Annotated in this window: 19 protein-coding genes; 6 read left to right on the top strand and 13 right to left on the bottom strand. The window is 63.5% G+C overall.

The window, feature by feature from the left end:
- Window positions 1-63: 63 nt before the first annotated feature.
- On the bottom strand, window positions 64-825 hold the full coding sequence (locus EP237_RS19390; protein ID WP_127562539.1) for an IclR family transcriptional regulator: 762 nt from the start codon (window positions 823-825) through the stop codon (window positions 64-66).
- 96 nt (window positions 826-921) lie between these two features.
- On the opposite strand from EP237_RS19390, the gene EP237_RS19385 reads away from it, so the two are divergent.
- The 5 genes from EP237_RS19385 to EP237_RS19365 are packed head-to-tail and all read left to right on the top strand — an operon-like array spanning window position 922 to window position 4,521.
- The gene (locus tag EP237_RS19385; RefSeq protein WP_127562538.1) at window positions 922-1,878 is read left to right on the top strand and encodes a cupin domain-containing protein; all 957 of its coding nucleotides are present in this window, start codon (window positions 922-924) and stop codon (window positions 1,876-1,878) included.
- A 5-nt stretch (window positions 1,879-1,883) separates the two neighbouring features.
- Entirely contained in the window at window positions 1,884-2,210 is a 327-nt protein-coding gene (locus EP237_RS19380; RefSeq protein ID WP_127562537.1) for a recombinase-like helix-turn-helix domain-containing protein, read from the top strand.
- 12 nt (window positions 2,211-2,222) lie between these two features.
- On the top strand, window positions 2,223-3,275 hold the full coding sequence (locus tag EP237_RS19375; RefSeq protein ID WP_071691527.1) for an aromatic ring-hydroxylating oxygenase subunit alpha: 1,053 nt from the start codon (window positions 2,223-2,225) through the stop codon (window positions 3,273-3,275).
- A complete protein-coding gene (locus EP237_RS19370) occupies window positions 3,272-4,000 on the top strand; it encodes an SDR family oxidoreductase (protein ID WP_127562536.1) in 729 nt (242 codons plus the stop codon). The genes EP237_RS19375 and EP237_RS19370 overlap by 4 nt, the downstream gene beginning before the upstream one ends.
- Window positions 3,997-4,521: a pentapeptide repeat-containing protein gene (locus EP237_RS19365; RefSeq protein ID WP_127562535.1), complete on the top strand. Its 525-nt coding sequence runs from the start codon at window positions 3,997-3,999 to the stop codon at window positions 4,519-4,521. Before EP237_RS19370 ends, EP237_RS19365 begins: the two co-directional genes overlap by 4 nt.
- 6 nt (window positions 4,522-4,527) lie before the next feature.
- Here the strand turns inward: EP237_RS19365 and EP237_RS19360 are convergent, their stop codons facing one another.
- From EP237_RS19360 to EP237_RS19335, 6 genes are all read right to left on the bottom strand, one after another.
- Window positions 4,528-5,709, bottom strand: a complete 1,182-nt coding sequence (locus tag EP237_RS19360; protein ID WP_127562534.1) for an FAD-dependent oxidoreductase — start codon at window positions 5,707-5,709, stop codon at window positions 4,528-4,530.
- Between the two features lie 4 nt (window positions 5,710-5,713).
- On the bottom strand, window positions 5,714-7,276 hold the full coding sequence (locus EP237_RS19355) for a sulfatase family protein (RefSeq protein ID WP_127562533.1): 1,563 nt from the start codon (window positions 7,274-7,276) through the stop codon (window positions 5,714-5,716).
- Window positions 7,273-8,589, bottom strand: coding sequence for a TRAP transporter large permease (locus EP237_RS19350; RefSeq protein WP_127562532.1), 1,317 nt, complete (start codon window positions 8,587-8,589; stop codon window positions 7,273-7,275). The genes EP237_RS19355 and EP237_RS19350 overlap by 4 nt, the downstream gene beginning before the upstream one ends.
- A gap of 3 nt (window positions 8,590-8,592) precedes the next feature.
- On the bottom strand, window positions 8,593-9,093 hold the full coding sequence (locus EP237_RS19345) for a TRAP transporter small permease (RefSeq protein ID WP_127562531.1): 501 nt from the start codon (window positions 9,091-9,093) through the stop codon (window positions 8,593-8,595).
- 69 nt (window positions 9,094-9,162) lie between these two features.
- Window positions 9,163-10,140 carry a TRAP transporter substrate-binding protein DctP gene (gene dctP / locus EP237_RS19340; RefSeq protein WP_164744771.1) on the bottom strand — a complete coding sequence of 326 codons (978 nt, stop codon included), beginning with the start codon at window positions 10,138-10,140 and terminating at the stop codon, window positions 9,163-9,165.
- Window positions 10,124-11,287, bottom strand: a complete 1,164-nt coding sequence (locus tag EP237_RS19335; RefSeq protein ID WP_127562529.1) for an FAD-dependent monooxygenase — start codon at window positions 11,285-11,287, stop codon at window positions 10,124-10,126. Before EP237_RS19335 ends, dctP begins: the two co-directional genes overlap by 17 nt.
- A 144-nt stretch (window positions 11,288-11,431) precedes the next feature.
- Here EP237_RS19335 and EP237_RS19330 point away from each other — a divergent pair, with 144 nt between their 5' ends.
- Window positions 11,432-12,238: an IclR family transcriptional regulator gene (locus tag EP237_RS19330; RefSeq protein WP_127562528.1), complete on the top strand. Its 807-nt coding sequence runs from the start codon at window positions 11,432-11,434 to the stop codon at window positions 12,236-12,238.
- 140 nt (window positions 12,239-12,378) lie between these two features.
- On the opposite strand, the gene EP237_RS19325 is transcribed toward EP237_RS19330, so the two are convergent.
- From EP237_RS19325 to EP237_RS19300, 6 genes are read right to left on the bottom strand one after another with little or no spacing between them, the layout of a single operon-like run.
- On the bottom strand, window positions 12,379-13,857 hold the full coding sequence (locus tag EP237_RS19325) for an aldehyde dehydrogenase (protein ID WP_127562527.1): 1,479 nt from the start codon (window positions 13,855-13,857) through the stop codon (window positions 12,379-12,381).
- A 7-nt stretch (window positions 13,858-13,864) separates the two neighbouring features.
- A complete protein-coding gene (locus EP237_RS19320) occupies window positions 13,865-14,674 on the bottom strand; it encodes an aspartate dehydrogenase (RefSeq protein ID WP_127562526.1) in 810 nt (269 codons plus the stop codon).
- Window positions 14,671-16,320, bottom strand: a complete 1,650-nt coding sequence (locus EP237_RS19315; protein ID WP_127562525.1) for a thiamine pyrophosphate-binding protein — start codon at window positions 16,318-16,320, stop codon at window positions 14,671-14,673. The genes EP237_RS19320 and EP237_RS19315 overlap by 4 nt, the downstream gene beginning before the upstream one ends.
- A gap of 24 nt (window positions 16,321-16,344) precedes the next feature.
- Entirely contained in the window at window positions 16,345-17,136 is a 792-nt protein-coding gene (locus tag EP237_RS19310; RefSeq protein ID WP_127562524.1) for an SDR family oxidoreductase, read from the bottom strand.
- A gap of 3 nt (window positions 17,137-17,139) precedes the next feature.
- The gene (locus EP237_RS19305; protein WP_127562523.1) at window positions 17,140-18,048 is read right to left on the bottom strand and encodes a VOC family protein; all 909 of its coding nucleotides are present in this window, start codon (window positions 18,046-18,048) and stop codon (window positions 17,140-17,142) included.
- Between the two features lies 1 nt (window position 18,049).
- Window positions 18,050-18,817, bottom strand: coding sequence for an alpha/beta fold hydrolase (locus tag EP237_RS19300; protein ID WP_206052328.1), 768 nt, complete (start codon window positions 18,815-18,817; stop codon window positions 18,050-18,052).
- Window positions 18,818-19,600 lie beyond the last annotated feature (783 nt).

Below are 19,600 nucleotides of genomic sequence, written 5' to 3'. Positions count from 1 at the left end.
ATCTCTGTCAGAGCGCGCCACAAAGCAACCGGAGCCAATCGGGGCTGTCCCGGGCCGGGGCGCCTATGGTGGACCTGTCCAGGCCTCCGGCGCTTTCCACCCCATGGCGCGGCTGATCATTCTGGCCGTTTTCAGGATGTCCCGCTCCACCGAGGCGGGCACGGCATCTGTCTGCTTCGTCGCGCTTATTGCCGCTACGATGTCGCCGGACATGTCGTAGATCGGGGCGGCGACGCTGCACAGCCCGGTTTCGAAACTACCGTTGTGGATGACCGAAGGGCTCTTGCAATCTTCCTGCCAGGCGGAGATCGCCTTTTCGACGGCCGCTTTCGGCTGACCGTCGAGCAACCGGCGGATCTGCGGTTCGGTCTTCTGGGTCAACAGCACCCGTCCCATGGCGGTCAGTGTCGCCGGCAGCCGGCTTCCCACGTGGACGAGGGACGACAGCCCGTCGGAGGCCGCCAGCCGAATCAGATAGAGCACATGTCGCCCGTCCAGAACGCCGAGGTGCCCGGACCAATCCTGCGAGTCCCGGAACGCTTCGAGCGGTTTTTGTGCGACTTCAAGCAATTCCCGGCTGGCCAGATACCCGTAACTGACCCGCAGGACCGCCGGACCAAGCCGGTAGGTTCTTCCGTCCCGAACCGGCAGCAGGAAACCCTCTTGCACAAGCGTATGCACGGTGCGGAACACCGCCGACCGGGTAATGCCGAGCGTCTTTGCCAGTTGCGTCATCGTCTGTTCGGGGCTTTGCGGCGAAAAGGCCTGCAACAGTGTCAGGCCACGCACGAGCGCTGGCACGGAATAGGGGTCTTCGTCGCTCATCACCTCTCCAAAACGTTTCACCGGTAAAACACAATCTTTCCAACGAAACCCCCGAGCCTAGTCTGTGGTCAAGCAAATTCCAAAGGGAGCATCATCATGAACATCGCCGCAACCCCCCAGGCCAGCCTTGCAGATCGGATGAAGGACCATACCGGACGCTTTGTCGACAAGGCCTTTGACTGGAACGCCTTTCCCTCCAATGCCGGGTTCGATGAACTGGCGCGGGCGCAGATGCGCTATATCGGTGCCGGTGGCTCGCCCAAGGTGGGCGATCCCTCGACCCTGAAAGCGGACAATTTCACGCTCAGCCTGATCTACAAGGAACCCGGCCGCTACGCCGCCTGCCATAGCCACGAGATCGAGGAAAGCTTCCTCATTCTCTCGGGCGCGCTGATTGTCGGCTGGGAAAAGCATGGCGAGGTGGTGGAGGTCAATCTTGGCCCCAAGGACATGATCCTGAACGCCCGCGAAATCGGCCACGGCTTTCGTGTCGACGGGGTCGAGCCGGTGGTTATGTCGATCTCGGTCGATGTGGGCAAACCCTTGCCGCCCGTCTACCACTATCACCCCAAGGAGCACCCTGCCGAACTGGCCCGCACGTTCGGCGCGGAACCGGGCAAGACCATGGCCTACGATCCAAACGGTAGCCACGAGATCCAGAAACTGATGTCGGAATATGTGGTGCGCTACACCGAGTTGCCGACGATCTGGGAAGAGGCGGGCTTTACCCGCAAGGTCTATGTCGGTGACGCCCCGGGCGCGGTGAAACATGACAGCACCCGCAAGGAAATGTGGGGCCTGCCCATGGGCGCGAAACTGGCACCCTTCACCCGCACGGTCGAGGATGCCTATCTGTGCATAGAGGGCAGCGTCGAGGTTGTCTGGGTCGAAGAGGATGGCACGGAAGCCAGCGTCGAGCTTGGCCCCCGTGACCTGATCAAGACACCCGCAGGGCAGGCCCATTACCTGCGCAATCCGGGCGTCGGGCCGGCGACGGTCTGGACCGTTATCGGAACCTCTGGCGACGATGGCGCCGTTTACCGCAAGGGGTGAGAGTCATGAGCACGCAAGGCAACGCTGAACGCCCCGACGCCTTCAAGGCGATGATGGCCGCCGCGCGCGCCGCGGGCCGCCCGGAACTGGCCAACCAGGGCCGGGGCCGTCCGCTCAGCCAGGCCGAGGACGATCTGGCTGAGGCGCTGATGGCGATCTATGGCGAAGGCATCACCGGGCAAGCCGCGCTGGCCGAGGCGCTGTCCGCCCGCGCCGTCATCCGGCCTTCCAGCGGTAAATCCGACTGGACGGCTGACACACTTGCGGCCGAGTTGCAGGCAATCAACGCCGATCTGGACGCGGCCTATCTCGAGAACGGCTTCGGAGCCTGAACGGAGGACATCATGGCAGTATCAGCAGAGATGAGGGCCCGGATCGAGGCCCGCGTGAACGAAGGCGTCCGCGATCAATGGTATCCGGTCGCCAAATCGGTGGAGATCCGTGCGGACCGCCCCTTCGGCGTCGTGGCGCTAGGGCAAAAACTGGTGATGTGGCGCCGGTCCGACGGTCAGGTTCAGTGCATCGAGGATTTCTGCCCCCACAGGGGCGCGCCGCTCAGCTATGGCGAGATCCACGGGGAACATATCGGCTGCCGCTATCATGGGGTCGTGGTCGATGGCACCGGCACCGTGCAGCAGGTGCCCGCCATGCCCGATTGCCCGATGGAGGGGCGCAAGGCCCTGCGGTCCTACCATGTGGCCGAACACAGCGATGCGGTCTTCGTGTTCATGTCTTCCGACGAGGCGACGGAACCGCCCGAATTGCCGCTGTCCCCTGAGCTGACGGACCCGGACTGGGCCGGGTTCCTGTGTACGGCGATCTGGGACGTGAACTATCGCTACGCGCTCGACAACCTCGCTGATCCGATGCACGGCTGCTATCTGCATGCCGAAAGCTTCACCCTGGCCTTCGGGTCCAAGCAGGATCTTCTGGAACTGGATAACCGCGAGGGCGGGTTCCGCGTGGCGCGCGTGGGCCAGACCGGCGAGAATTTCGACTGGGTCGAATTCGAAACACCCGAAGGCGGCATGTATTGCCACCTCGACATTCCCTATCCGGCCTCGGCGGGACCGGGCGGCAACATGCGGATCGTTGGCTACGTCCTGCCCATGGGGCCGCAGCGCTGCAAGGTGTTCTTCTGGCGGATGCGCAAGGTGCAGGGGTTCGAGCGTGACAGCTGGCGGTTCCTGTTCCGCGCGCGGTTGGAGGAACGGCATTGGAACGTGCTGGAACAGGACCGGGTGATGCTGGAAGGCATGCCCGACGACGCCCGGCGCCGCGAGATGCTGTATCAGCATGACATAGGCCTTGCGCATCTGCGCCGCGCCCTGAACCGCCTGGCCCGCGCCCAGATCGAGGCCGAGGATGCCGCCGCCGACGGCGTGGCCGCGCAATGAGCCTGACGGGACGACGCATTCTGCTCACCGGCGCGGCACGCGGGCTCGGTGCGGTGATCGCGCGCCATCTGGCAGAGGCGGGCGCGACGTTGATCCTTGCCGATATTCTGGAGGAGGAAGGCCGCGCCGTGGCGGATGAGCTTTCAGCCACCTTCCACCCCCTCGACCTGCGGGATCCGGCCAGCGTCGCAGCTCTCGGCTCCGCGCTGGACGGGCCGCTGCACGGGTTGTTCAACAACGGGGCAATTGCCACCGGCATTGGTGGCATCGGCTTCGAGGATGTCGATATCGACACCTGGGACCGGGTGATGGAGGTCAATGTGCGCGGCACATGGCTGATGACCCGCGCCGCAGCCCCTGCCTTGCGCGCCTCGGGGTCCGGGCGGATCGTCAACGTGGCCTCTGATACCGCGCTGTGGGGCGCACCCAACCTGATGAGCTACGTGGCCTCAAAGGGTGCGGTGATCTCGATGACGCGTGCACTGGCGCGGGAACTGGGGGCAGACGGGATCGGCGTGACCGCCATTGCGCCGGGCATCCTGACCACCGAAAGCACCGAATACGTTCCCAAGGCACGCCATGATCAATATGGCACGGGCCGCGCCGTGCCCGGACCGCAGCCGCCCGAGGATGTGGCGGGAATCGTGGCCTTTCTGCTCAGCGAAGCGGCCTTGACGCTGACCGGGCAGGTGCTGCCGGTCAACCGGGGCTTCGTGTTCACATGACCGGGGCGGACCTTCTGACCGAGCTCAGAAAACCATGGCGGCATGGAGAACATGTCGATGCCTGCGGGATCGTTCTGGACACGCCTTTGGTGCTTGACGGTCTTGACCTGCGGGGCTTTGACCTGTCGGGTGCCGTGCTGAATGGCGGTCTCAGCGCGCGGGGTGCGCGGTTTCACGGCCTGTCATGGCTGCGGCAGGCGACGGTGCGGGGCCAATGCGATTTCAGCGGCGCGAGTTTTCGCACCGACCTGCGTGCCGACGGGCTGACCGCGAGCGATGTGATCCTTGATGCAACCGTGGTGCAGGGTGTGCTGTCCCTTGCCGGTGCCCGACTTGGCACCCTGTCGATGCGGGACTCGCTGATGATGGCCAATGTGACGCTTGAGGGCGCAAAGATCGGCGGGCGGGTCGATATGCAAGGAACCGAGATACTCGGGGGGTTCTGGACCGCCGGGGCAGAGGTTGGCGCCCTGAACCACCTGGAGGCAGAGATTTCGGGGCGGTTGCGCTTGCCGGGCTAGGCGGTCTCAGCGTCGAAAACGGCCCGCCTCGGTCAAGTCATCAAGCTTGCGATAGAACCCGTCCACTTTCCCTTGCGCCGTCGCACGCATCTCCGCATGGCGTTCCGCGGCACCGCCTGCGGTTTCTTGTGCGCCCGCCTCTCCCACGGCGCGAGAGACATCCTGCACGAAGACGCAGACCGGAAACCGCGCCTGTCCGAACGCCGTAAGTGCCGTTTCAAGCGTGTCATGGGCGGCGAGTGCATCGGCCAGAACCACGGCATCCTGCATGGCCATCGCGCCCCCTTGCCCCATGAACGGGGTCGAGGCGTGGGCCGCATCGCCTATCAGTTGAACCCGCCCCTTGTGCCATGGCAAGGGCAGGACGATTTCCTCGATCTTGGTGAAGAGAAGCTCGGATTGCGCGTCCAATTCCGCGAGGAAGGGCGCTGCGGGGTCGCAGAACTCGGCGAAGCGTTCGGCCATCAGTTGGGGCCAATCGGCAGGCGCGTAGTGGCTGTCTTCCGGTTCGGCCACGGTTCCGAACGTATAAAGCAGGTCATCGCTGATCGGCATGATGCCGAAGCGCTTGGCGGGGCCCATCATCATGATCTTGTCAGTCAGCCCCGCCGGTCTGCGATGCACGGACCGCCAGACACCGACCCCGGTATATCGCGGGGCAATGTCGGTACCAACCATCGCCCGTACCGACGAACGCACCCCGTCGGCACCGATCACGAGATCGAAGCGTTCCGCGCTGCCATCCGACAGCGTGGCCGTGATGCCCTCGACCCCCTCGTCCAGCGCTGTCACCGTGGTGCCCAAGTGTATTGGCACACCAAGGGCGTCCACCCGTGCCGCCATGACACGGTGCATCTCGGCCCGCTTGATCCCGAGGATCGCAGGGATCTGGCCCCCGTCCGCAGCAGGGTAGAACGTGTCCATGATCGGCTGACCGAGATGGTCGAAATAGGCGTTGCGCCCCTCGGGCACAGCAAAGCCCGCCGCAAGAATATCCTCAAGAAGGCCAAGCCTGCGCAGGCTGACAAGGCCGTTGGCATAGACGAAGATGCCCGAGCTCTGGAACCGCCAGGCATCCTGTTTTTCAACGATTCGAACCCGGTGACCTTCTTGCGTCAACGCAATGGCCGCGCAGCAACCGGCGATACCTCCGCCGACGATCAGGATATCGAGGGGCGTGTTCTGCATGGGTCTAGGCCTGATGTGTGGGTAGAAGGGACGTGTCGCGGAGCGCGATCATGCGCAGGGCAAGCTGCTGCATCATGGCCGCCCGCCGGTCGGCAGAGCCCGGATCGAACCAGAGGTTTGACAGCTCGTGCGGATCCGCTTCCAGATCAAACAATTCGCCTAGCTCCGAGCCTTCGAACACGCTCATCCGCCAGCCGTCATGAACCAGCGTCCGGCTTGCGGTGCGCCCGTCGCCACTGGCGAAGGCAAGGCCGGAATCCTCGATCAGCACAGGCAGGTCTTCCGCATCTGCTGCCAGAAGGTCACGCCCCTGCATGCCAACGGGACAGTTCAGTCCGGCGCTTTGCAGAAGGGTGGGTGCGAAGTCGATGGCACTGCCCTGCACCGTTGACACCCCCGCCTCGCGTCGTGGATCGGCCCAGATCAGCGGCACGCGGATCAGCCCGTGACTGTGCAGCCCGTGTTTGAGCACCGTGCCATGGTCCCCCATGTAATCGCCGTGATCGGACATGAAGATGACAATGGTGTTTGCCGCCTTGCCGCTTCGTGCCAGCGTGTCCAGAATCCGGCCGACCCAGTCGTCGATCATGGTAATCGCACCATAGTTGAGCGCGATCATTTGGCGTGTGGCCTCGGCGTCGCTGTGGAACGGCCAATAGGCATCGGGCTTTTCGGCCCCGATCTCGTAGACCCGCTGGATATGGTCTGGCAGGTCGGTGCGGGCGGCGGTCCGATGGCCGAAGCTTTCGGGCAGGGGGATATCGGCCGGGTCATACATGTCGAAATAGCGGCCCGGTGGCGTGAACGGGTGATGCGGGTCGGGGAAGGACGCCACCAGAAGGAAGGGATCATCGCTTTGATCTTGCAGGAAGGTGCAGGCCTCTTCGCCCACAAAAGCCGTGGGATAGAGTGTTTCCGGCACCGCCGTGCGCCATACCTGCGGCTTATCATTGGCGTCCGTGCCAAGCGCCGCCTTGCGCCCGCGCGGATCGGGCGCGCCGTTCAGCCGGTCGCGCAGCCAGCCGGTGTAATGCCCCTCCACCTGGTCGCCATGGCCGATACACAGTCGCAAATGGTCGAAGCCGTAATAGGGGGTTGGCACCTCTCGGTCCGGGTTGTCGATCCAGCCTGTGCGAATCTCGTGCTCGTAGTCGGGCCCGCGGCGTTGGCTTCTGCGTGCCAGATCGAAGGGGGCGGGCGGTGCTGCGCCGTTTCCTGCGGCTGTGGGTCTGCGCGCGGGCACCGGGGATACGTTCTGGAAATGCGCCTTGCCAACCAGCCCCGTTCGATAGCCTGCCGCGCGCAGCACGTCTGCGTAGGTGGTGCAGTCCAGTCCGAGGGGAATGCCGTTCTGACGGCAGCCGTTGACAGAGGTCAGTTGCCCCGTGGCGAGGGCGGCGCGGTTTGGCTGGCAGATCGGGTTGGCGACATAGAACCGGTCAAACCGAGTCCCCCGCGCGGCCAGCGCGTCGATATTGGGTGTCCGCACGATCCTGTTGCCGTAGCAGCCGAGGTGATCGGCACGCTGTTGATCGGTCATGATGACAAGGACGTTCGGGCGGCTCATCGGAACATCAGGTCGACCGGGTAGGTTACCAACTCCGGAATGAAGAAGATCAGCAGGATCGCCAGCAGGTCCAGCAGGATGAAGGGCACCGCCGCGCGGTAGATGTCGCCCATGGTCGTCCCCTTGGGGGCCACCGCCTTCATCACGAACAGCGCCGCCCCGAATGGTGGCGAGGTCGCCCCGGTTTCGATCGCGACAAGGAACAGGGCGGCAAACCAGATCAGGTCCATCTGGAACTGCTGCACGACGGGCACGAAGATCGGCAGCGTGATCAGCATGATTGGCAGCGGTCCCATGAACATCCCCATGAACACCACCAGCATGATCATCATGAAGACAATCGCGTGATCCGAAATGTCGAGGCTCAGAACCGCATCGACCATTCCGTAGGTGGCCCCGGTGAAGGCCATCAACTGCGAGAAGGTGACCGCGCCCGATACGATCAGCAGCACCATGACAGAGATGTTGGCGCTGGAAAAAATCGTCTCTCCGAACACTTTCGGTGTCAGTCGGCGGCGCAGCGCAGCAAGCAGCAGCGTCGCGAAAGCACCTGTCGCGGCGGCTTCACTGGGCGTGGCGATGCCCAGGAAGATGACGCCGACGACCGAAAAGACGATCAGCGACAGCGGCACGATGTTGATGCCCGTTGCCAGCAGTTTCTCGCCCAGGCTGACTTTCGGGACATCGAAGGTGGGGGCCAGATGCGGCTGCAGGTGACAGCGGCCCAGAATGTAGAGGACATAGAGCAGCGCCATCACGAATCCCGGCACGATGATGCCGATGAGGATGCGACCGATGGAGATATCGCCGATCACGCCCAAAACCACCGCCAGCGAAGAGGGCGGGATCATGATCGCAAGGCCGGAGGACCCGAGGATGGGACCGAGCGACATGGACTTGGCATAGCCGCGCTTTTCCATCTCGGGCGTCAGCGAAGACCCCAACAATGCAATGGAGCCCATGGAATTGCCCGTCAGGGTCGAAAACAGGACGCCGCCGCCAACGGCCATCAGCGCGAGGCGGCCGCGCACCTTGCCGAACCATTTGTCCAGCGTGTCCATCAGTTCGATCGCAATGCCGGACCGGAACATCGCCTCGCCCATGATCATGAACAGGGCAATCGGGATCAGGGTGAAACTGGTCACGGACCCGACGGTGTTGAGAACCAGTTGCTCGATCCCCGAAAATCCACCCATCAGGATGTAGGACCCTACCAGATTTACGGCGAGAAAGGAAAAGGCGACCGGCAACCCCATCAACATCAGGATGAAAAGCGGGATCAGGATAATGCTGAGCGTGACATACCATTCCATCGCTCAGACAGGCTCCCCACGAAGGGTGCGGATGATCTGATCGAAAAACTGCACGGCCATCAGGCCCATTCCGATCGGGAGAGCGGCGGTGATCCACCAGCTTTGCGGCCGCATCACGGTCACCTGCCGGACACCCAGTTCGAACTGTTCGATCAAGACGCTGACGCCGACCACGGCCAGAACCGCGCAAAGTACGAAGCCGATGGTCGCGTTGACCAGCTGCAGCGCCACGCGCGGCCGCCCGGCCAGGCTGGCATAGACCAGATCCATGACCACATGCAGGTTCCTTTGCAAAAGATAGGGAGCGCCGAGAAAGGTGATGAACAGCAGCGAGTATTCACTGGCCTCGATCACCCAGAGCTGCGACCCGGCACCAAGCCCGCGCATGGTGACCTCGAAGCAGATGATTGAGGCTATCATGAACAGCAGACATGCTCCGATCACGGCGCAAATCAGGTTCAGGGCGCTGAACACACGTCTTAGCCGGGTTAGAGCCTGGTCCATCTGCTGCCTTCCGCTGGAATGAGTGGGCGAAGCCGGGGTATCCCCGCCTTCGCCGTTAGGTGGGTTTCGCTACTGACGGTCGAGCATTCCGCGCAGCTCGGCCGCGATCTCCTCGCCTGCAGTCTCCGCGACTGTGGCCCAGGCCGCATCCATGGCCAATGCCTCATAGGCTGCGGCGTCCTCTCCTTCGAGCACAAAGAACTCGAACCCCGCGGCTTCTTGCGCCGCGCGTTCAGTGGTAATGTCTTCCGTCCAGATAAAGTCCATCCGAGGCGCGAAATCCTCACGCAGGAAGGTGGTGAAACGTTCTTGCAGATCTGGCGACATCTCATTCCACAGATCCATGTTCATCAGGACCGGAAAGCCCGCGCGGTAGACGCCGGGCTGAACAACGGTGCTGACAATGCCCTCGAATTGCTCTGCCTGCCCGCCGTTGGGGCCCTGCATGAAGCCGTCGATGGCGCCGCGTTCCATTGCCGTGTAGATTTCGGGCATCGGCAACACGATCGGCTCCGCGCCCAGAGCCTCGACCAGCGGCAGAAGTGCTGGAAAGACGCGGATGCGCTGGCCCTCAAGATCGGCGAGGCTGGTGATTTCTCCGCTCATGTATATCTGAAAATTCAACTGCGTGGCGGGGATTTCGCCAACGAAGGCAAGATCCTGTTCGGCGTGAAGCTCGGTCATCCGCTCGTGGTAGTCGGTGGCCGCGATTTCTTCGTAGTTCATGAACGACAGGTTCATGGTCCCAGACGTCGGCACAAGGCCCTGATAATAGCTGGGGCTGGTATAGGTCATCCCCATGGCCCCGTTGCGCACGCCTTCGGGCTGCCCGAACGGCGGCATGACCTCGGGGCCACCCCGCCAGGTGATCTCGATCTCGCCCGCGAACATCTCGTTCACCTCTTCAACGAACTGGGCGAAGGGTTGGGTGATGCTTGCCTGCCGGGGCGCAAACGTCACGGCATTGATCTGGACCGGATCGGCAAAAGCCGGAGCGGCAACGGCTAGACTCGCCGCAACCAAAGCGGTGCTAAACACGTGTTTCATGGGAACTCCCGTTGTGATTGGTATCATTGAGCGGCGTGGTCCAGGCATTGTAGCCATAAACCCAATCCGCATTGCCGGCTTTCTTGAGCCAGTCATTGGCAAGCGAGCTTTCCTGGACCCGCGCGGTGCGGGGCTTGCGTTCCGTCTCATACCGCGCGAGCGCGGCGTCGATATCTTCGGGGTCACTGTCCAGCGCGCGGGCCAGCACCACCGCATCCTCGATGGCCATGCAGGCCCCCTGTGCCATGAAGGGCACCATCGGATGCGCGGCGTCCCCCAGAAGCGTCGCGCGCCCCTTGGCCCATTGCGGCATAGGATCGCGCACATGCAGCGCAGAGCGCGTGACCTCATCCAGCGCATCCAGCAGTTTGCGGGCGTCTTCGTGGAAATTGGCATAGGCGCGACGCAGCTCTTCCACATCGCCGGGCAACGTCCAGCCTTCTTCGGACCATTCTTCCTGTGGCAAGGTGGCAAAGACGAAGATGTCCCGACCCTGGGTGAGGGGGAAGGTCACGATCTGCTTTTCCGGCATCTCGCCCCACCACTTGGTGAAGGCATCCGCATCGCGAAGCCCGGCGGCCTTGTCACGCGGGAATGTCCCGCGATAGGACACCATGCCGGTGTAGCGTGGGTGATCTTCGCCCCAAAGCGCCGTGCGCACGACCGAATGAATGCCGTCCGCGCCGATCACCAGATCGAAAGCCGCGCTGGTGCCATCGGCAAATCCCAGTTCCGCCTTTTCGTCATCGAGGCGCAGGGACACGGCCTCGCGGCCAAGCTGGAACCTGTCTTCGGGCAATTGCGCTCGCAGGGCATCCAGCAGGTCGGCCCGGTGGATCGTCAGCTGCGGTGCGCCGTATTTTTCCTCGGCCGCCGCGCTCATTGGCAGGCGCGAGGTTTCCTCGCCGCTAATGCCATCGCGGCTGATGCGAAAACTGGGGCGAGCAGCGCTGTCGCGCAGGTAGGGGCCAACGCCCAGTTGATCCAGTGCGAAGACCGCGTTCGGCGTCAGGTTGATGTCTGCGCCGACCCGGTTGATCGACCGCGCCTTTTCAAACACCTGAACATCGTGCCCTGCGCGGCCAAGCGCGATGGCAGCGCACAGGCCCCCGATTCCGCCACCACATATGCCGATAGAAAGTGTCACCCGCGCCCCTTTGCTATTGCCAAGTGTTCTATATTGAACTATATGTTCAAAGATAGGTTATGTGGCCCCGTGCGGTCAATAGTTTTCCGTTGAGCGGGTCCTTGCGCCAACAACCCGCTCGGCCTGAAGGACAGGATTATCCGCATGGGTGACACAGCTTCGCAGACCCCCTATTCCGTTCCCCCGGTGGAGCGGGCCCTGAAACTTCTGCACTACATCGGTGCAGGCAATCGGGCGCGTAATCTGTCGACGGTGTCGCGCGATCTCGGAATCAACCGCACGACCCTGATCCGCCTGATCCATACCCTTGCCGATCATCGCATGATCGAGGAACTCGGCGATGGTGGCGGCTATCGTCTGGGGGCGGGGCTGGTCAGTCTCGGTGCGCAGGCCATTCAGGGGCGGGACATGGTCCAGGTCTGCCAGCCTATCCTGAGAGATCTGTGCCGCGACACCGGCATGTCTGCCCATTTGGGCGTACTGGACGGGCGCGACATCATCTATCTGGGACGCGAGGCCCCCAATTCTCATCTCGTCAGCAATGTGCGCACCGGGTCGCGCCTGTCGGCCCATGCATCGTCCATCGGGCGTGCCATTCTGGCGGAGCATTCCGACACGCAATTGCGGCAGATCTTTTTGGGCGACCTGCCCGAGCCTGCAACCGACAAGACACCGCAGACGATCGAGGCGATCATTCGTCAGGCCCACCATGACAAGGCCGCAGGCTTCGCCTGGAGCGAGGGAAATTTCGAGGCCGGCATCGGGTCCTGCGCCGCGGCGATCTTCGATCATACCGGGCAGGTGGTGGGGGGCATCAACGTTTCCGGCCCCGAGGCGCGGTTCTCTGCCGGTGGAACGGGACGCGATAGCGCCCTGATCGACGCGGTCATGTCTGCGGCGCGCAGGGCCTCTGCTGCCTTGGGCTACACCGTGCCAAGGGGCGACATCTGACCGGCGGATTGCCTGAAAGCTGCTGTCGCAAGTCAGATCGAGGCCCGTCATATCGTGGCCCGATGCCGGTGCAAGGCGCGAGGTGGCGGGCGAGAGGCGGAACCGTCGCGCGTGCCGGGCAAGACCCTGGGAGGACATCCCTAAGACCATCTGGCCCAAGGATGCGGCTGGCCTGACATATCCTCGTAGATCGACTTCTGCCGTTGATAGGCCCGCAGACCCGCGCGGCCTTTTTCGCGGCCCATGCCGCTGTCACCATCGCCACCAAAGGGCGTCGAGATCGAGAATTGCTTGTAGGTGTTGATCCAGACCGTGCCCGCCCGGATGGCGCGGGCGACTCGCTGGCAGCGGCGGTGATCGGTCGACCAGATGCCGCACGCCAAGCCGTAGTCATTGTCGTTGCCCTGCGCGATCACATCGGCCTCGTCCTCGAAGGGCATCACCACCAGCACCGGACCGAAAATCTCTTCACGGCAGGTCCGTGCGGTGTTGTCGAGCCCGCCGATGATGGTTGGCAGGTAATAGGCACCGTCTTGCTGCGCCGGGTCCTCGGGTCGCGCGCCACCGCACAGGATGTCTCCGCCTTCATCGCGCGCCATGGCCACATAGCGCTCCACACTTTCGCGATGGTCGTGATGAACCAGCGACGATACCTGCGTCGCCGGGTCAAAGGGATGGCCGACCACCAATGCCTGCGTAGCGGCGACCAATCGCTCGGTGAAAGTGTCGAAGATGCTGCGCTGCACGAACAGGCGCGATCCGGCGATGCAGCTTTGGCCGGAAGACGAGAAGATGCCGAACAGAATCCCCGCGATGGCAAGATCGATGTCGCAATCCTCGAACACAATGGTGGGCGACTTACCCCCCAGTTCCAGCGAAACGGGCATCAGCTTTTCCGCCGCCGCATGAGCCAATCTGCGCCCCGTCACGGTGCCCCCGGTGAACGAGACCTTGGCAATATCGCGGTGTTCGACCAGCAGATTGCCAACCTCGCGCCCGGATCCGGGCAGGACGGACAGCAGCCCCTGGGGCAGGCCCGCCTCTTCGGCGATCTGTGCAAGTTCAAGGCTGACCAGTGGGGACCAACTGGCCGGTTTCAGCAGCACCGCATTGCCCGCAGCGAGGGCAGGGGCGATTTTCTGGGCGTCGGATGCAATAGGGGAATTCCACGGCGTGATCGCCGCGACTAGCCCAAGCGGCTCGTGGACCGAGGCGGTGATGTAGTCGCCGCGTGGCACGGTCAGCAGGTCGTCCGAGGTTTCCGCCACGGCCGCGAAATAGCGGAAGGTCGCCGCCGCAGAGGCCGCAAGCGCGCGCGTTTCCGTCAGCGTCTTGGAGGTATCCCGGCTCTGCACCCAGGCAATACGCTCTATATTGGCGGCGATCCGCTCCGAGATGCGGTACAGCACTGTCGCGCGGTCGTGCGGCTTCAACGCCCCCCAGGATGGTTGCGCGTCCCGCGCGCGGGCGATGGCAAGGTCCACATCCTGCGCCGAAGCACCGTTTATCACGGTGTTCACGCAACCTTCTGCGGCGAAATGCGAGGTGATCGGTGCGCCGCGCCCTGTTTGCCAGATGCCGCCGACAAAGATCCGGTTGTCGCGAAATGTCTGCTCCATGGTACCCTCAGATGGCGATCGCGGCGCGCCGGTTCATGACGGCACGTGCGATGCTGTAAACGGTGGATCGAGAGGTTTTGGGATTGTCGGGCGACGGCTTTCCGACCAGTTGCATGGAAAACTCCATGGCCTGCGACGCCACGCTGAAGGCATGGGTGTTTTCCGTTGTGCCGGGGTCCGCGACAAGGCGCACCTCGGTCTTGTCCATTCCCAGCCCGGCCATCGCAAGGGTTGCAGCGACATTGGCGTTCTTGGGAAAACGCCGCGCTGCTTCTCGCGCAGTCCCCTCGAAGAAGGTCAGGGGGGCTGTCAACGCCGCAAGGTCGGCTACCTCCTCGGCAGGGGTTCCGACCCATGCGGCGGGCGGCTTCGTGCCGGTGTAGCAAACCGAAGTCAGCCCCGACAGCCGCGCCGCGCCGAGCGCATCTATCCCGCCAATAGCCCCGGCTGGCACGACACATTGCGCGCCAGAAGCGCGGGCGGCTGCCTCAAGTTCGCGGGCCAGATCGGCATCCGCCAATGCGCCGACAGAGGCAAGGACCAGGTCCGTGCCGCTGGTCAGCACCGTCGCACCGTAATGCGCCACCGCGCGATGGCCGGCACATTCCACGACCACATCGGGGCCTGTCGCCAGCAGCGCCGCAAGATCCGATGTCACCGAGATATCTGCACCCAGCATCGCGCGAAGCTCTGTCTCGCGCCCGGGACGCACAAGGACGGTCACCTTCTCGGGCGCGGAGGTCTGCGCGCCCAGAATATCTATCAGGTCGCGGGCTATCGCGCCGAACCCGATGATCACCACATGCCCAAGGCTCATGTCTTGCCACCCGCAGCCCCTGCGGGCGGTCCTGCGAAGGATTCCGCGAAGGGTCCAATGGCGACCATGTCGACTTCGACGACCACGGGACCGTCCCGGCCAAGGGTCGCGTCCAGGGCCTGAGGGAAGTCCTCGATCCGGTCAACGCGAACATGCGGCATGTCGATGGACTGGCACAGCACGCCGAAATCGGGGGTCTTGAGCTTGGAATAATGCCGCCGCCCGTCATATTGCGCGTCTTGGATGTTTTCGATCACGCCGTAGGCCGCATCGTTCATCAGCACGAACGTAATCGGCAGATCTGCGTCCACCGCCGTGATCAGCTCGGCAATCCCGAGCTGCGCGCCACCATCGCCCACCAGTGCGATGGTGCGCGACTCCGATCCCGCCGCGGCCCCGATGGCCATGGCAATCCCCTGCCCGATGCCGCCCCCAAGGGCGTGGACACCCAGATGCGGGGCGGCGATGTGAACATATCGGTTGCCGAAGGTGGAGTTCGAGATCGTCACATCGCGCACCCAGGGATGCCCCCCTTGCGGCACCACCGACAGAAGGTGATCGGCCACCACCTGATAGGGGCCAAGGCGCCCGCGCAGCGCACCTTCCGATTTCGCGCGGGCAACGGCGATGTCGTAATGCAACTGCGGGTCGGTGCCGAGCGTGTCCGGCAAGCGGTCCAGCAAGCCGCGCAGCGTTGCCGCAGCATCACCGCACAGGAATCCGTCCACCGGGTAGTTGCGACCGCCCTGCGTTGGCTCCACGTCGATCTGGAACAGCGGGCGCGGCAGCGGCATCTTGTTGTTGCGTGTCTCGTTGCCCCGAAGCCGCGAGCCGACCACGATCATCAGGTCGCAGCTTTGATAGACCGCTTCCGCCTCGGGTGTCATGTTGAAGGCTCCGAGCGTGCCCTTGTGGCTTTCGGGAACAATCGCACGCCCCTGGGTGGAGCTGACAGCGCCAAAGCCGCGTTCGACAAGTTCCAGCGCCTCTGCTCCGGCCCCGCGCGCCCCGCCGCCAAGCCAGATCATCGGCCGTTTCGCGGCCTTCACCTGCTCAGCCAGCAGATCGAGAGAGGTCTCCTCCACCGGTGGCAAGGCCGGGCGCGGAGGGGTCAACGGCAACCCGGAGACGGCGGGAATGCGCTGCACATCAACCGGAATCTCTAGGCTTACCGGCCCGGTTGGCGGCGTCATCGCCGCGCGGATCGCTGCCGACAGTGTGCCCAAGACGCCGGTTTCGTCCCAGATGCGGAACACGGCCTTGGACACCCCGCGCAACATCTCTGGCTGCTTGGGCACATCGTGAATCGCGGCGCGGTCCCGGTCCATGTAGGGCCGGTCGATCTGTGTGGTCAGATGCAGCACCCGGCTGCCTGCCGTCAGTGCCTCGGCCTGTGCGCCCGCCGCATTGCCTGCCGCCGTCCCGGTCGAGGTCAGTGCCACGCCCAACTGCCCCGAGACCCGGGAAAAGGCGTCGGCCATATTCATCGCCCCCGCCTCGCCACGCGCCGGAATGAAGCGGATACGCCCCTGTTCTGCCACCGCGTCGAGGATCGGCATGTTGTGGATCGAAATGACGCCGAACATGGTCGTTACGCCCGCATCGGCAAGCGCTTGGGCAATCTGGTGGCCAACGGTCTGGGTCATGGGGCTTGGGTCTTTCGTCAGGGATCAGGCAAAGCGCGACACGCCGCCCGAGATTTCAAGCTTGGCGCCGGTGATGTAGCTGGCGGCGGGTGAGGCGAGGAAAGCGATGGCGCGCGCGGGTTCCTGAGGTTGACCAAGACGGCCGAGCGGGATGCCCTTCGCGCTTGCCAGTGCCGCGAACCAGTCTTCCCGGCTCTGGCCCTTGTCCTCGCGCGCCTCGAAGCGGCGCTGCCACTGGGCGCTGTCCACCAGCCCCAACAGGATCGAATTGACGCGGATCTGCGGTGCCAGTTCCGTCGCCAGCGATTTCAGGAGGTTCTGAACGCCGGCGCGAGCTGCCGAGGTGCAGACCATATGCGGTTCTGGCTGGAGGGCCAGAAGCGAATTCACCGCAACGATCGCACCGCCATCGCTTTGGCGCAGCATCGTTTCAAAGGCGCGTATCGGGTGAAGCTGGCTGAAAAACTTCAGCTCCAACTCGTCGCGCCAATCCGAGTCGCTGGTATTGGCATAGGTAGAGACACGCCCTTGGCCCGCATTCGTGACAAGGGCGTCGCAGCCTCCGAAGGTCTGCCGGACCTCATCGGCGAAGCCCGAGACCGCGGCTGCATCCAGCACCGAGACCACGCGCCCCAGAACCCGGTCCGACCCGAAGTCACGGGACAGGTCCGCCACCACGGAGTCCAGACGTTCCGCCCCGCGGGCACAAAGCGCCACGCGCGCACCGTCCTCCAGAAAGACGCGCACCGATGCCAGCCCGATCCCGGATGTTCCGCCAGTGACCACGATCGTGCGGTCTTTGAGCCCCAGATCCATCGCTCAGCCTTCCTTCGGAAAGCCCGGGTCGGGCCGCCCGGCCATGACCGCGCGCTGTGCCGGTGTCGGCGGGCCCGCTGTCATCCACTGGTCCATTGCCTCGGGGTCGGTGCGCGACCAGACCTTTGGCTCATGCGTTTCCTCGTCGATCTGCTGCACCTCGGAGGTGAACTCGATCACGAAACCCGAGGGAGAAACGAAATAGGCAAACGGGTTGTTGCCCGGCCCGTGCCGCCCCGGTCCCCAGCTTGGCACCTGCCCCTTCTGTTTCATCCGCCCGATGCCACGCATGAAACTGTCGATGCCGGGCATCTCGAAGGCGACGTGATTGATCGAGGGATATTGCGCGCGAACCAGCGCGATGGCGTGGTGGTCGCTGCCGATCCGCAGGAACACCATCTGGTCCGCTGAATAGTCGCTGGTGCGAAAGCCCAGCATCTCCTCGTACCAGTTCTGCATCCCGTCCATGTCGGGCGTGTTCAGAACCACATGGCTGATCTTGCGCGGATAGGCATGAACATCGTCGGCCTCGCGCAGCGCAATATCGCAGGTGATGCGCAGGCGGCGATTGTCGGGGTCGGCCACCTCGAATCCGTAGCCGCCGAAGGGCTCATCGAATTCACCCGGCGCGCCACGCAGATCCGCCCCCTTTTCCTCCAATTGCCGGTAGAGCCTGTCAACGCCATCGCGGTTCGGCATGCCGAAATGGATGTACTCGATGCCGTAGGTCGTGTCGTCCTTGAGGCCATAGATGAAGGGCTGCTCGCCGGTTCCGCGCAGATAGGTGATCCCATCCTCTTCATGGGCCACGTGCAGACCCCATTGGTCCGTGTAGAAGGGTGCCGTCGCCGTTATTCCGGGCGCGCGCATCACGATGCCGCGCAGGTGGTGCAATCTGAGGTCTTCGGTCATCTCATGTTCCCTCGGGCTTGCTGGCGGTTGCAAGACCCATATGATCCAACAGCGCGGAACAGAACGCGCCGGGCCGCTGAAGGTAGACCGCATGGCCCGCCTGGTCGATTTCGGTTATGGTCGGACGGATGCCCCGTGCCGCTTCCCAGGCCAGTGCCGCGGCACGTGTCTGCGCAATCGGCGTCACCCGGTCTTGCAAGCCGACAATGAATCCGGGGCGCGTGGCAACCTGGGCAAGATCGCCGGGCAGATCGCCAGAGGCCAGCATCCTGACTGCCTGCGCGTAGCCATCCGGGTTCACTTGCGCCATTGCGGCCTCGACCCGCGCCACGATGTCAGGATGCGACGCAGGCTCATGCACCAGATTGCCCGCACGGGCATGGGCAAAGGCCGCCGGGCCCAGGCGAGACAGCTCCGTCAGCCGGTTGCCCACCCCTTCGGGCAGCACCCCGCCGCGCGGCACACCGTAGCCATTGGCGGCAGCGGCGAGCGTCAGGCTGAGCAACCGGTCAGGGAAACGGAGCGCAAAGGCTGTGGCAATCAGCGTGCCGAGCGAGTGCCCGACAATATGCACCGGCCCGAGATCAAGCCCGTCCAGCATCTGAACCAGCCTGTCTGCGTAGTCCGTGGCCAGTGGCCAATCCATGGCCATCGGCGCAGAGCCTGAATAGCCCGGCGCATTCCATGCAATCAGGCTGAACCTAGGTGGCAGAAGCTCGAAAATCGGTGCGAAGGATGTGGCGTTCGACCCGATCCCGTGCAGGAACACGACCACAGGTCCGGGCCCGGGCCGCGCAATATACGTGATGTCTGCCGAAACCCCGGGCGTCGGCCCGGACTCCGCAGCAGCATTCACGCATCCTGTGTCGGTTTCTTGCATCGTCCCCGTCGCCTGATGGTATCAAAAGTTCAATAATGAACACAATGTTCAAACTAGAGTGCAGCTTGGACCCATACATGTCAAGGCTCTGCAAAAGCATAAGTGCGTCAGTCGATTGCGCGCGGCAAAACTCGGATCCTGCGATCAAACATGCTGAAGGCAACGGCGGATGATGCCATCGCTCGTCGAGTTCTGGGGCTGAGCTATTGGCTTTTTCCTCGACCACCGTCCGCGACCCGACGTAGGGCGACCACGCGATCCGGCGAGGTATCGTGCCGTTCCAACTCGTTCGGACCTCCGGGGGGGGGCGATGTGAACGGTTACCGATTTTACATAGGAATCAGGGCAAACGGCCTCTGCTTCCCGACAGTTTCGAAAGGCCGAACAAGAAGCCAAGGGTAATCGAGGAAAATGGTGCCGATGAAGGGCGTTGAAACCCTGCCCCATGATGTATCGCAATGAATCTTTTTGATCATTGATTCAATATGTTGACCAATGAAAAGTGTTCTGTCCCGTTTCATTCGGCTCCAATATATGCCATATGTTGGGGTGGATTTAGGGGTGGTTACGATGACCCGTGCATTGAACAAGCTTTCAGCGTCCCAGGTGAAGAGCCTCGGGCCCGGCAAGTACTCGGATGGGGGTGGTCTCTGGCTGCACAGGCGTGAGGAC

It is taken from the genome of Nioella ostreopsis, from assembly GCF_004000255.1.
Taxonomy (GTDB): domain Bacteria; phylum Pseudomonadota; class Alphaproteobacteria; order Rhodobacterales; family Rhodobacteraceae; genus Nioella; species Nioella ostreopsis.
This window is presented reverse-complemented; position numbering and strand designations above follow the sequence as displayed.